The organism is Pseudanabaena mucicola FACHB-723, assembly GCF_014696385.1.
Classification (GTDB): domain Bacteria; phylum Cyanobacteriota; class Cyanobacteriia; order Pseudanabaenales; family Pseudanabaenaceae; genus Pseudanabaena.
Window position 1 is genome coordinate 294,762 of sequence record NZ_JACJQB010000001.1, and the last position, 13,512, is coordinate 308,273.

General features: G+C 42.5%; 13 protein-coding genes and 1 tRNA gene. 4 read left to right on the forward strand and 10 right to left on the reverse strand.

Annotation, left to right across the window (positions count from 1 at the left end; all coding sequences use genetic code 11):
• Positions 1 to 5: 5 nt before the first annotated feature.
• Complete coding sequence (gene aspS / locus H6F41_RS01290) at positions 6 to 1,796, reverse strand: aspartate--tRNA ligase (protein WP_190401721.1); 1,791 nt, start codon at positions 1,794 to 1,796, stop codon at positions 6 to 8.
• A gap of 236 nt (positions 1,797 to 2,032) precedes the next feature.
• Between aspS and H6F41_RS01295 the strand changes: the two genes are divergently transcribed.
• On the forward strand, positions 2,033 to 2,989 hold the full coding sequence (locus H6F41_RS01295; protein WP_190401646.1) for an ABC transporter ATP-binding protein: 957 nt from the start codon (positions 2,033 to 2,035) through the stop codon (positions 2,987 to 2,989).
• Positions 2,990 to 3,086: 97 nt separating this feature from the next.
• Here the strand turns inward: H6F41_RS01295 and H6F41_RS01300 are convergent, their stop codons facing one another.
• Together H6F41_RS01300 and H6F41_RS01305 are read right to left on the reverse strand one after the other, a co-directional pair.
• A complete protein-coding gene (locus H6F41_RS01300) occupies positions 3,087 to 3,308 on the reverse strand; it encodes a Calvin cycle protein CP12 (protein WP_190401647.1) in 222 nt (73 codons plus the stop codon).
• 90 nt (positions 3,309 to 3,398) lie between these two features.
• Positions 3,399 to 4,307, reverse strand: coding sequence for a 4-hydroxybenzoate solanesyltransferase (locus H6F41_RS01305; RefSeq protein WP_190401648.1), 909 nt, complete (start codon positions 4,305 to 4,307; stop codon positions 3,399 to 3,401).
• Between the two features lie 120 nt (positions 4,308 to 4,427).
• On the opposite strand from H6F41_RS01305, the gene H6F41_RS01310 reads away from it, so the two are divergent.
• A tRNA-Ala gene (locus tag H6F41_RS01310) sits at positions 4,428 to 4,500 on the forward strand.
• Between the two features lie 37 nt (positions 4,501 to 4,537).
• On the opposite strand, the gene H6F41_RS01315 is transcribed toward H6F41_RS01310, so the two are convergent.
• Together H6F41_RS01315 and H6F41_RS01320 are read right to left on the reverse strand one after the other, a co-directional pair.
• Positions 4,538 to 5,401, reverse strand: coding sequence for a 3'(2'),5'-bisphosphate nucleotidase CysQ family protein (locus H6F41_RS01315; protein ID WP_199288606.1), 864 nt, complete (start codon positions 5,399 to 5,401; stop codon positions 4,538 to 4,540).
• 3 nt (positions 5,402 to 5,404) lie between these two features.
• Positions 5,405 to 6,127 carry a bifunctional sterol desaturase/short chain dehydrogenase gene (locus H6F41_RS01320; protein ID WP_190401649.1) on the reverse strand — a complete coding sequence of 241 codons (723 nt, stop codon included), beginning with the start codon at positions 6,125 to 6,127 and terminating at the stop codon, positions 5,405 to 5,407.
• Between the two features lie 365 nt (positions 6,128 to 6,492).
• Between H6F41_RS01320 and H6F41_RS01325 the strand changes: the two genes are divergently transcribed.
• A complete protein-coding gene (locus H6F41_RS01325) occupies positions 6,493 to 6,684 on the forward strand; it encodes a hypothetical protein (protein WP_190401650.1) in 192 nt (63 codons plus the stop codon).
• A gap of 52 nt (positions 6,685 to 6,736) precedes the next feature.
• Here the strand turns inward: H6F41_RS01325 and H6F41_RS01330 are convergent, their stop codons facing one another.
• The 5 genes from H6F41_RS01330 to H6F41_RS01350 form a co-directional block, all read right to left on the reverse strand.
• A complete protein-coding gene (locus H6F41_RS01330; RefSeq protein WP_190401651.1) occupies positions 6,737 to 7,546 on the reverse strand; it encodes an ABC transporter permease in 810 nt (269 codons plus the stop codon).
• Positions 7,547 to 7,649: 103 nt separating this feature from the next.
• Positions 7,650 to 8,474 carry an ABC transporter ATP-binding protein gene (locus H6F41_RS01335; protein ID WP_190401652.1) on the reverse strand — a complete coding sequence of 275 codons (825 nt, stop codon included), beginning with the start codon at positions 8,472 to 8,474 and terminating at the stop codon, positions 7,650 to 7,652.
• Positions 8,475 to 8,564: 90 nt separating this feature from the next.
• Complete coding sequence (locus H6F41_RS01340; RefSeq protein WP_190401653.1) at positions 8,565 to 9,707, reverse strand: ABC transporter substrate-binding protein; 1,143 nt, start codon at positions 9,705 to 9,707, stop codon at positions 8,565 to 8,567.
• Between the two features lie 171 nt (positions 9,708 to 9,878).
• Positions 9,879 to 11,240, reverse strand: a complete 1,362-nt coding sequence (locus H6F41_RS01345; RefSeq protein ID WP_190401654.1) for an 8-oxoguanine deaminase — start codon at positions 11,238 to 11,240, stop codon at positions 9,879 to 9,881.
• An 86-nt stretch (positions 11,241 to 11,326) separates the two neighbouring features.
• Positions 11,327 to 12,571 carry a Zn-dependent hydrolase gene (locus H6F41_RS01350; RefSeq protein WP_190401655.1) on the reverse strand — a complete coding sequence of 415 codons (1,245 nt, stop codon included), beginning with the start codon at positions 12,569 to 12,571 and terminating at the stop codon, positions 11,327 to 11,329.
• Between the two features lie 99 nt (positions 12,572 to 12,670).
• On the opposite strand from H6F41_RS01350, the gene H6F41_RS01355 reads away from it, so the two are divergent.
• On the forward strand, positions 12,671 to 13,363 hold the full coding sequence (locus tag H6F41_RS01355; RefSeq protein WP_190401656.1) for a GntR family transcriptional regulator: 693 nt from the start codon (positions 12,671 to 12,673) through the stop codon (positions 13,361 to 13,363).
• Positions 13,364 to 13,512 lie beyond the last annotated feature (149 nt).

The window sequence follows — 13,512 nt, forward strand, 5'->3', positions numbered from 1 at the left end:
TTAAATTATTTTAGCGGAGGCAAAGACAATTTAACATGAAGCTCTTTCAATTGTGAGTCATCAACACTTGAAGGGGCATCAGTCAATAGGTCGCGGGCCTGCTGTGTTTTCGGGAATGCAATGACATCACGGATAGAATCTGCACCTGAAATTAGCATTACTAAGCGATCGAGTCCAAAGGCTAGACCACCGTGGGGAGGTGTTCCATATTCAAAGGCTTCCATGAGAAATCCAAACTTCTCTTTTGCTTGTTCATCGCTCAGCCCGATCGCCGCAAATACCTTTTCTTGGACTTCACGCTTGTGAATCCGAATACTACCACCGCCAATTTCTGTACCATTGAGTACGAGGTCATAGGCTAGTGCGATCGTATTAACATCGATGGGTTGACCATCGGCAATATCTTCGGGACGTGGTGAGGTAAAGGGATGGTGCAGTGCCTCCAATCTTTTCTCGTCAGCATTCCATTCAAACATTGGGAAGTCAGTAATCCAGACAAAATTGAGTTTATTGTCATCAATCAATTCCAACTCACGACCAAGAGCAAGACGCAGACGATAGAGCGATTCATTAACGATTGCCTTTTCACCAGCACCAAATAGTAGAATTGTGCCTGCGGTTGCGCCCGTGCGTTCTAGAAGTTCCTTTTTCACTTCTTCAGTGATGCTATCTTTGAGAGCGCCGATGGTGTCGATCACACCACCTTCACGCACGCGGATGAATGCTAAGCCCTTTGCACCATACTGGGCTACTAAATTGGAAAGATCCCCACCTGGTTTAATGCGAGTATTGGAAATCGCTTCGTCGCCACCGATGACGGGGATGACTTTGATAATGCCACCATTGGCAACGGTGTTGGCAAATACTTTAAAGCCAGAGTTGGCAAATAAATCTGTGACATTTACCAGTTCCATGCCGAAGCGAGTATCAGGACGATCGCAACCATATCTATCCATGGACTCGGCATAGGTGAGACGAGGGAAATCACCAAGTTCTACACCTTTAACGGTTTTAAAAACGTACCGAATTAGGTTCTCATTTAGCTCGATAATTTCTTCCTGTGACATGAAACTCATTTCCATGTCAAGTTGGGTAAATTCAGGCTGGCGATCGGCGCGAAGGTCTTCATCACGGAAACATCGCGCAATCTGATAATAGCGATCGCAACCACCGACCATTAGCAATTGCTTAAATAATTGTGGCGATTGAGGTAACGCATACCATTGACCAGCATTGACACGGCTCGGTACAAGGTAATCACGCGCACCTTCAGGAGTGGAACGGCAAAGAATTGGGGTTTCCACTTCCATAAATCCATATTCATCCTCAAGGAAGCGGCGAATGGATTTGACAACTTCAAAGCGGAGTTTTAGGTTACTAGACAGACGCTCACCACGCATGTCTAAGTAACGATATTTCAGGCGCAATTCTTCTTTGATCGTGTCAGCTTCAGAAATTAAGAAAGGTAGTGGTTTGCTGACGGCATTGAGCAATTCAATAGATTCTGCATAAATTTCTACTTCACCCGTCGCTAATTTAGAATTTAGAGATTCTTCGGGGCGTTGGGAAACTTTACCGATAATTTTGACTACATATTCATTTCTCAACTCTCCTGCAAGGTCATAGGAAACAGGAGTACGTTGAGGATCGCTGACTATTTGGACGATTCCTGTGCGATCGCGCAAATCTAAAAAGATTACACCACCATGATCCCGTCTGCGATCAATCCAACCGCACAGGCTAACTGTTTGTCCAAGATGTTCGGTATTGAGGTGACCGCAATAGTTGCTACGCATCATGATGTTGTTGGCGAAACTTTTGAGAAAAAAGTAAAAAATGTAATTTTGACCATTTCCGATCATAACTGCTAATGATGGCAATGCAAATCTAATTTTGGAGAATTGCCCATTTCGCTATGGGATAGCAAGTTTTGAAAAACAGAAGACTGGTGCGAAGCGCCGGCACCAGTCTTCTGTTTTTCAATACCGATTAGGCTAAGATACAGCTAAATTTTGGTTTCTAGATCAATCCAATGACAGCAGTAACGACGGTTCGCACTCACCGATTGACAAAGCAGTTTGATCATCATATTGCCGTTAATCATGTCGATTTAGAGATCTCGCAGGGTGAGATCTATGGACTAATTGGCCCCAATGGTGCAGGTAAAACTACATTAATCAGGATGCTTGCTGCTGCTGAAGAACCGACCGCAGGCGAAATTTATATTAATGGGGTACATTTTTTGCGTGGGCAAAATAATCCTGAGCTAAAGAGACAGTTGGGATATTTACCCGATGATTTCCCTCTTTATGATGACTTAACGGTTTGGGACTATCTTGATTATTTTGCGCGTTTATATTTTTTGCGTGATCCCCAGCGATCGCAAAGATTGTGTGAAGTAATCGAGTTAGTGGAGCTAGAGCAGAAGAGAAATGAGGCGATCGCAACCTTGTCTAGGGGCATGAGACAACGATTGAGCCTCGCTCGCAGCATTATTCATAATCCGACCTTGCTATTACTAGATGAGCCAGTCTCAGGGCTTGATCCCATTGCGAGAGTACAAGTTCGCAATATTATTAAATCACTGCAAAAACAAGGGATGACAATTCTGATTTCATCGCATATTTTGAGTGATCTTGCCGAAATATGCACATCGATTGGGATTATGGAATTGGGTAGTTTGGTGGAAAGCTCACGGTTGCAGGAGCTTTACGATCGCAATAATCAAGATCAACGGCAATTGCTGATCTCTACCCTTGGTAAAGTTGAGGAGCTAAAGGCAGCACTTTTGCGATCGCAATTAGTGCAGGAAGTCGAGACTTTAAATGGTTCAATGACTGTGCGTGTCCAGTTTGCAGGCAGTATCGAGGATTGTGCGGCATTACTCAAATCCTTAATCGATTCAGAAATACCAATTTCCAATTTTCATCAGTCTCAAGATAGTCTTGAGAATATTTTCCTAAAGCTAGGCTATAAACAAACTAGTTAAGAAAACTGAAAACAACAAAAAAGCTTTGCGGTGCAAAGCTCTTACGGGAATCCCAAAGAATAAATATATTGGGAAATATAAATTGTCTATATATTTATTAGTCTTCGTACAAGCGACATTCAGCAGCTTCAGGATTGTCATCACAGTAAACCTCAAGGGAGTTCTTAGGCTTAGATTCAGATTGGTGTGATGATTCAGCTTGTAGCTCTTCGACGGCATCCCATGCAGCAGCACATTCCTTAGAGTCAGTGCCAGTAGTGTCACAAGTTTCTCTGGCTTGCTTTAATTCGTCTTGAATTTTTTCTGAAATATTACTCATGTATTTTTTCTACTATCTGTAATCTAGATACTATCAGAATGATACCAGCTAAGCATCATACATCAGGAGTAGGAAGCTAAGGCATAAGGTCTAATCTATACCCAGTAATGATGACAGCATTCCCAAAAGAATAATGAAGCCGACCCAGACATGTTGCCCAAATGCTTTTTGATAAAAATTATTAGGAATTTCTGTCTGAGATAGTTGCTTACATTGCCATACCCATATTATCCCTGCCGTCAAGCAAGATAGGTAGTAGAAATAACTAAGCTGAATTTCCCAACCAAACCAAACTAAGCATCCAAGGGTGAGTATCAAAAATATTGCGATCGCAAATGTTACATATCTTCCAAAAAAGAGCGCACTGGAATTAACTCCCACCTTGAGATCATCCTCGCGATCGCTCATTGCATAAATTGTGTCGAATCCCATTGTCCACGCAATTACCGCGCCCCATAGTTCCCAAGCATAGCGATCTAACCCACCTGTGACCGCACTCCAAGGGATGAGAACGGCAAAGCCCCATGCAATTGACAAGACCAATTGTGGGACTGGAAAAAATCGCTTACAGGCGGGATAAATTGCAATTACAGGTACAGCCACAAAACAGAGTCCAAAGCTGAGTGGGCTGAGGTAAGTTGAGAGCAAAAAGGCACAAAGTCCTGATACTAGTAAAACTGCGATCCCCACTTGAATTGATAGGGAACGATCGGCGAGGGGACGGCTTTTGGTGCGATCGACCTGTGGATCAATATTGCGATCCCAGAGGTCATTAATCACACAACCGGCAGCACTAGTTGCCAAACTGCCAAGGATCACCACAATGATCAAATCAATTGGCGGTGACTGGCTTGTGGTTTTGGCGGCGGCGACGGTTGCCCATAGTGCAGGCAACATCAAAATTAATCTTCCTGCGGGCTTGTGCCAACGTAACAATCGCACAATTTTGGTGAATGTTGATGCTGGAGGCGGTTCTGGGTTACTGATATCTGTGGTCATAGGGAATGCTATTTAAGTATGCTTATAGATTTCTGGTTAAAGTTCTGGTTAAAGTTTTTAACAGGAGGTTAAATTTCTAGCTCACCATCAAGACAAATATGCTAGGATCTATGACCGATCGGGGAATTAGCTCAGTTGGTAGAGTGCTGCGATCGCACCGCAGAGGTCAGGGGTTCGAGCCTCCTATTCTCCATTTTGTTCACAGGTCGTCTGCTTTGCAGACGACCTGCTTAATTATGCAAGCATAGATTCTTGGCGATTGTCGCGAGATATTGATCAATAAATTTTGGCCACCCGACCACAATTAATTGATTGTGAGTCAATTTATTAGGGTCAATATCATCATAACCAAAGCCAATTTCTCGTCCTTGCAAATCACAACAAATTAATCCTGCTGCTTTTGCGATCGCAAGGGGGCCAACTGTGTCCCACAACTTAACCCGACGATTGAGATAGATATAGGCATTAGCGCGACCATTCACTACTTCTAATACCTTCAAGCCAAAGCTGCCTAAACTATAAAACTCGACATTGGGTACGGCTGCCCGAATCGCATCACCATAGGCAAGATCATCTTTTTTGCTGACAATAATGCGATCGCAGCTTGCTCCAATTGGTTCATGGGGATACAAAGGCTCAGCAATATTGCCATTGGTAATTGTAAATACCCCATTGACTGCCTTGCCGCCAAAGTAGAGATGATCGCTTTTGGGAGCATAGACCCAGCCGCATACAGGCTGAAAGCCCTCCAAAACCCCCACCATCACTGAATAAAATTCACGACCATGGATAAAATCATCCGTGCCATCAATGGGATCAATCAACCAAAATTTTGAGGCAAAGTCAGGTTTCTGTCTCCATAGCTCTAGCGATCGCAAATTTTCTTCGCTAATCACCACATCATCGGGAAACCATGCCACAAACTTCTGACTGAGTAGTTGATCAAGCTCGCGATCGACATTAGTTACATAGTCATCAAAACCCTTCTCATCGACTTCAAAGCCTTGTTTCCTGAGTTGTACAGCTTTTTGCCCAATTTCGCGAATAAATTGGCAGATTTCAGTTTGCAATGCTGGTTGTATAGAGCAATTCATAAATTAGTGGCGGCGTAAAAAAAGACGAAAATAAAGCGATCGACATAGTTCCTTAATCGGATAGGCGACAAAAGTAATCGGATTAATCGTCACGATAATATCCTTTACATTAAGTTTGGCTAAAGCGACGATTGCCCAAGCAACAAAGCTTGACGACATCACACCATAGGGATTGAGATCGCTTTTAAATGGCCCCAAAATCAACTTGCGAATTTGACAAGGTGCATCAAGGCGACGCAATGTGATTAAATCTCCGATTGCCCTTTTTGATAGTTCGTATAACGGGCTAAATGCAGGATTGACCTCTGCTTCTGAGGTATTTACCCAAATTTCCTTAGATGCAATATTGGGGGAATCCCCCAATGTTGCTAAAAATAGATCAATCCATCTAAATACCGAAAAGGTATTCACTTCATAGGACTTATAGATTGATTGCGAATCTCTTTCTCCCAAAACATTGATCCCATGATTGAGAATCAGAATATCAACATTTTTGATGCGATCGCAAAATTCTGTTTCCTTGCCCAACTGCCATGTCCATACCTCTATTGGCACAACTTCAGATTCATCAACTTCAATTGTCTGAAATTTGGCATTGGGTGAAGTTGTGAGCGCAATTATACTTGCCCCAGACTTGGCAAGTTCTATCATCAACGCTCGCCCCATCGTGCCAGAAGCACCTGTAATCGCAATGCTTTTGCCTTTAAGTGACAAGGTTGCACCCAAAACTTTAACCTACAGTTGTAAACTTACTACAAAAACTTCCCCTCGAGCAAAGTTTTGTCTCTATCTATGATTAGTAGCAGTTGGTGTATCGCTTTTCTTATACCTAAACTATGAATGGGGGGACTGGTCATCTAATCGATGATGGGTTCTGATATTTCCATTTCATGATGACCAAAAAGACATAAATACGCCGATCAAGATTTAACTACCTAGTGCCTTGAAGCAACCGATTAACTGACCACTGACATAATTTAGGATCGCTATATATTCGTCAATGTCATCGAATAAAAACCTTGGAATCTTTTTGAAGTAAATGTAGCTTATAATACAAATATGAATTTAAATTTATGTGCTGAAAAAAGACTATGCAAACTCTTACTAAGAATATCAAGCAACAAAAAGGTAATAATTATGATGATTGTCTAACATTCAAGGAGGTTGATTTTAAAGAGGTAGATGCTCATCCAATATTTGAAGATGTAATTGAAAATTATGAGCCAAAGGATTATCTCCATCCAAACTATCGCCATTGGGCATGGTTACCAAAACCTAACTAGCAAACAATAAAAAAGCTCGCATACGCGAGCTTTTTTATTGTTTGCTAGAGGATTACCTTGCCCAGTAAATCACTTTCTTTTCTATGGCGACAAATAAGGCGTATAGCATCACACCCAGAATCGCAAGGGCAATCAACGCGGCAAAAGCAAGAGGCACATTAAAATCTGATGCGGCCTGTACGATCAGATAACCTAAACCTGCATTAGAAGCGATCGACTCAGCAATTACGGCTCCGATAAAGGAAAAGGAAACTGCGATTTTGAGAGAAGCGAATACATAGGGTAAGGTATGTGGCCAGCCAACTTTCTGGAATATCTCAAAATCAGATGCTCCCAAAGCATGTAAAACATCTTTCATCTCTGGTTCAATGGTTTCTAAACCTAGAGCGACATTAACTGCGATCGGAAAAAATGCTAACAAGAAGGCGGTGACGATCGCAGGAATGGCATTAGCGCCAAACCAGACTGCTAGCAATGGTACTAGTGCTGACTTTGGAATTGTATTAAAGGCAACTAGTAACGGATAGAAAGTTAGATAAATGAATCTAGAGTAACCAATTAGAAAACCTAAAACTACACCAACGACGCTTGCGATCGCAAAACCTGCAAAGGTCGTCCAGACTGTTCTCAAAGAGTTTTCAGCAAGTTGAGGTGCAAACTTGATAGTTGCTTCTAAAATTTTGGAAGGTGCAGGTAAATTAAAAGGCTGAATCTTCAAAGCCCATACTGCAAATTCCCAGATGATAAATAATACAACTGTGGCGATCGCTGGCAAAATGACCGTCGCAGCTTTAGTATTCAGAAAAGCATTAAAGTCAAACTTCTTGGGCGATCGTCTTGCATTCTCAATAGTTCCCTGCATATTTTCTCCTGATGATCATTGTCATATAAGTAGCTAGGCAAAATTAAATATAAAACCTTCAAAGCTATAGCGCACGTATAGTGTTCGCTACAGCTCTGAAGGTTTAGTTTTTATGAATATGACGACGTAATTCGGCGGCAAGGTGAGCAAACTCATCACTGAGACACATTTCTAGAGTTCTTGGACGAGGTAAATCAATATTCAATTTGAAAGCAATCTCGCTGGGTCTAGGACTCATTACATAAACTGTATCTGATAAAAATACAGCTTCTCTCAAATCATGGGTAATTAGAATCCCCACGCATTTTGCTTCCATCCACAACTTTTGCAGCATTACCCACATTTCTTCACGGGTAAAGGCATCTAGCGCCCCAAATGGTTCATCTAATAGTAGGATTTCTGGCTTATGAATCAAGGAACGACAAAGGGAAGCTCTCTGACGCATACCACCAGATAACTGCCAAGGGAACTGCTGTTGAAAATCCTTTAAACCTACTGCCTGCAATAATTTTTGTGCCATCTCCACGTAATAAGCGTGATTAACTTTAAAATCGCGTTTATAAGGATGTACTACTTCTAATGGCAATAATACATTATCAATAGTCCTCCGCCAAGGTAGTAATACCGGATTCTGGAAAGCAATACCCACATTTTTGAGTGGTTTGGTGACGGGTTGCCCATGACATCGCAACTCACCAATTTTAGTTGGACTTAAGCCTGAAACCATTCGTAAAATCGAAGTTTTACCGCATCCACTAGGTCCGACAAAGGAGACAAATTCACCAGCTTTGATATCAAGTGAGATTTCTTGAATAATCTGACGCATTGATTCGCCAAATGGATATTCCAAACCAATACGATCAAATTCTAACAAGGGTATAGAATGAGTAGCAGTTTCAGCAGAAGAGGAAGTTATAGGCTGAACCATTTTAGCTGTGCCTTTTAATTAAGTATTAAAGATCAAACCCAACAAGAGTTTTAAAAGCACAAAATGGCATAGTCATTTTGTGCTTTGGTATTAAAGTAATGGTTTACGCTCGCTAGCAGGAGGAATCATCCGTTGTTCTTTAGGAGGTAAAAACTTGTCGGTAAACAAATCTGCGGAGGTAACAGGATTCAATTTGAAACCTTCGACAGTTTGAGCGATACTCTTATCGAGCCGTTTCATGTCCGCACTCCCTAAACCAGATGCTTCTAATTCTGGAGTCACATACATCCGTTCGAGGGCAAGTTTTAGACGTAGCTTCTCTGCATCTCGATCCATTAACTTACTTTGATCTGTGGATACAACTAAATCAAGGGCAGCACTAGGATCTTTGATAACCTCCTGCATTGCGCGAAAATAGGCTTTGAGGAAAGCTTTGATTGCTTCAGGATTTTTGGTCATGAAATCTTGTTTGACTAAAATGCCATTACCATAAAAATCTAGACCATATTCGTCATAGAAAAAGATTTGGATATCTTCCATTGTCTTTCCACCCTTGATCAAGGATGGAATAACTGAAGTGTAGAAACCACTGACTGCGTCAACCTTACCTTGTAGCAAAAAGGTCTCACGCAGCTTGGGTTCCATTGTATCCCAAGTAACTGAATCAGGAGAGATTTTGACTTCTTTTGCCAAAAGTGGAAATAGCTTGCGAGGTCCATCCCCTGCTGGCGCACCAAGCTTTTTACCAACTAAGTCCGCAGGACTTTTAATTCCATTTGCCTTGAAGGTGACAATCGAGAAAGGAGCTTTATTTTGATAAAAGGCTACGGCAAGAATCTTGTCATTAGGATTTTTGTCATTAAACTCCATTGCATTATAGATATCGCTAAATGCCATGTCATATTTGCCAGTACCCAACTTACTAATGGTATCTGCGTTCCCAAAACCGCGTTCGTAGCTGACATTCAATCCTTCTTCTGCAAAATAACCTTTTTCGATCGCCCAAATTAGCGGTGCATCAAGACTTTGCTTTAGAAAAGGAAGCTGCACACGAATATCTTGTTTAGTCTTTTGATCAGGATTTCCTGACTGGGGCGTTGTTGCTGTTGTTGCAGGCTTATCGCCAGAGGTTGTACTTGGGCTTGGTGGTGCAGTGTTACAAGCAGCAAGCACTGTTGTGGAAACTGCAATAAAAAGAATTCTGTGTAACTGTTTCTTGAAAGTATGAAGCATTATCTCTCTGCAAAGCTAAATATGTATACTGTATACAGAACCAATCTGTATTTAAGGTTAGTAGCTATAAAGTTTCTGTATACAGTAATACATAGATATCTATACCTCTTATCGGTCTAAAGAGCAGAAGACGAATTGCGGATATTTGCACCGTAATTCGTCTTCTGCTCTTTAGACCTGCAACATCGCAAGAGATAATTTATTTGTCCGTTCAATCAGCATTGGTAGATCGACAGTAGCTAATTGCCCACGATCAATTACCATTCGACCATTAATAAAACTGTAATCCACATTCCCGACAGGACAAAAAATCAAAGCAGCGACTAAGTCGTGATGTGCCCCTGCAAACTCTGGACGATCCACATTTATGGCAATGAAATCTGCCGCCATCTGAGGAGCGATCGCACCAATGTCATCTCTCCCCAATACCTTCGCGCCGCCTAATGTAGCGACTTCTAAAATATCTCTCGCGGTCATTGACTTAGCATCGCCACTACCGACCCTTGCTAAGAGAAAAGCAGTTCTAGCTTCTTGCATCAAGTTCCCGATGTCATTGGAAGCGGAACCATCTACCCCCAAGCCCACAGGCACACCATGATTAAGCATTTTCCGAATTGATGCAATGCCACTCGCTAGACGCATATTGCTACAAGGACAATGCGCCACACCAGTGCCAGTGCGTCCAAATTTTAAAATTGCCCGATCACTTAACTTCACACAATGGGCGTGCCAGACATCATCACCAAGCCAACCGACTGATTCCGCATAGTCTTCAGGAGTCATTCCAAACTTCTGCAAACTATAATCAATATCAGATTGGTTTTCCGCAAGATGAGTATGCAGTCTCACACTGGTATAGGATCGCGCCATTCTTGCCGACTCGCGCATGAGGTCAGGAGAAACGGAGAAAGGTGAACAGGGAGCCAATGTCATTCGCAACATCGAATAGCGCGAAGGATCGTGATACTGTTCGATTAATCGTTGGGAATCTTTGAGAATATCTGCTTCCTTCTCCACTAAACTATCTGGAGGTAAGCCCCCAAGACTCTCGCCCACACTCATACTGCCGCGACTGGCATGAAAACGGATTCCGATCGCTTTCATCGCCGCAATTTCATCATCTAAGGTGCAGTCATTGGGATAGATATAGAGGTGATCGCTAGCAGTGGTGCAGCCAGAAAGCATGAGTTCGGCGGCGGCCATCTGAGCACTCACATAGACACCTTCAGCAGTCAGCTTTGACCAAATGGGATAGAGTGTTTTTAACCAGTTGAATAAATCGCAATTTTGAGCATCGGGAACTACTTTCGTCAGAGTTTGGTAGAAATGATGGTGGGTATTGACTAACCCTGGCATGACGATATGTCGTCCTTGCAAATCGAGAACTTGATCCGCCTCTTGAGGTAAATCTTCAGTTAGTCCTACCTGTGCGATCGCCTGATCTTGCACAAAAATTGCCACATTATGAAGCTCACGGCGATCGCGATCCATTGTCACCAAAGTATGAATATTTTTGACAAGAACTGTACCCATTACAATTTACCTTCTAGGTTTTATAGTGAACAACTTTGGGGGGCGGCTCCACTGCCCCCAAAGTTGTTCACTGGGAAGACTAAAGATTATGGATAGCAATTATCGATCGCCAAAAGTGTATGTAATAGAACATTTGTTCCTTGAGCACATTGTTCAGGAGAAGTATATTCATCTTGAGAATGGCTAATACCGTCACGACTTGGCACAAAAATCATTCCCATATCTGTAAAACGTCCGATCTCTTGGGCATCATGTCCTGCCCGACTTGGTAAATAAGCATAACTAAGTTTGAGGTCTTGACAAACTTTGGCGATCGCCTCCATTAGTTCCGATTTAGCTGGAGTTGGCAAAACATGGAGCTTCTGCTCAATCGTAATTTCTGTACCAGTGTTTGTGGCGATCGTCTTACATTCCCGTTCAATCTCGGCAATCAGAAACCGTAAATTATCTTCTGAAAGGTCACGCAGATCTATACTCAAATCAACTCTCGCAGGCACAACATTAGTGGCATTCGGTGCAACTGTGAGATATCCTACCGTGGCAACTTGCTCGCCATTACCTGAAATTCCCAAACGATTAATTGCTAATACCAGTTGAGCAGCCGCCACAAGAGCATCCTTTCGCATATTCATTGGTGTTGTTCCTGCATGGTTGGGGCGACCGACAATCTGCACCATAAAGCGATACTGGCCGACAATGCCTGTTACCACGCCGATCTGTTTATCTAGAGATTCCAATACTCCACCCTGCTCGACATGGAGTTCAATGAAAGCTGCTATGTCACAGCGATCGCGCTTTGCGGTTGCTAAAGCATTCCAATCACCGCCAACTTTAGCCAAACAATCCTGAATTGCTGTCCCATCTTTGCGGCGATAGCGTTCAGGATCTGTGGGCGCGTTACCTGCAATCGCTTTGCAACCAATCACGCTATTTTCTTCATCAGAGAAAACAATTACTTCAAAAGGATGACGTAAACGAAACTGATTTTCTTGAAATACTCGTGCTACTTCAATCCCTGCTAAGACACCCAGACATCCATCATAACGCCCCCCCACAGGCACGGTGTCAATGTGCGAACCTGTCGCCAAAGCCCCAATCCCTACCTCTGTACCCGCATAAGTGCCAATGATATTCCCGACCGCATCACTGCGCACGCTCATCCCTGCTTCTAACATCCAAGTTTTGATCCGCGATCGTGCCTGCATATCGGCATCGGAAAAAGCTAGTCTACATACGCCTCCATTAGGTAGTCTACCTATTTCTGCAAGTTCAGCAAGATGGCGATCAATGCGATCGCAGTTTATTGATAGTCCTGAAAGTGTTACGATCATAGTCTAACTTTTTTTATGGTAATTTCTGTGATATCACAGATCATAGTGCATACAATATACTGTATACATAGCGATTTTTCGTTAGGAGTTTTTTGATTAATGTTTTCTTCATCTGCGCCAATTCAGCGTCCACAGTCTTTGCGCGAACAGACCTACCAAGTATTGCGATCGGCTATCTTGTCAGGTGAGTTTGCCTCTGACTCACGTTTGGTAGAAACGCAAATTGCCAAGAAACTGCAAGTTAGTCGGACACCGATTCGTGAAGCTCTGCAACAGTTACAAAAAGAACAACTTATTGTTGCCGATGGAAATGGAAACTTACGAGTAATTAGTTTCTCCATTGAAGATGCCCAAAATCTCTATCGTTGTCGATTAGTGTTAGAGCAGGAGTCGGTATCAGATGCTTGTAAACACGCTACGCCTGAACAGTTAGAAAAAATAGAATTACTTGTTCAAGAAGCTGAAAAAGCCAGCGCTCAGCACCCCAATCCGCTTACTAGTTATCAACTACTTCACCTTGACTATCAGTTTCATCGTGCGCTCGTCGAATGTTCGGGCAATCCTTGGTTATCACTTCTGCTCGATCAGTTGTTTGACAAGATGGCATTGTTACGAATCCAAACGGTTCAACGTAATCTCCAAGTTTTAGAGATTCGCTCTGAACATCGACAAATATATGAAGCAATTGCCCAACGCAATGTTAAGAAAGCTCTAGCTTCAATTCGTACTCACCTTACTTCAAGCCAAAATCGAGTGATTGCTGAAATTGAACAATTGCAAGCCAAGGTATAGCACAAAGTCTTATCTTGATTATGACAGTGCTCAGGGAATTATTGACATGAGAAAAATAGACACCGAGTACAAGGAGAAATCCATAAAATGCCCATACTGCCAAAGCCAAAAGAGCATTAAAAACAGTAAACATTGCTATCAAGACTGCA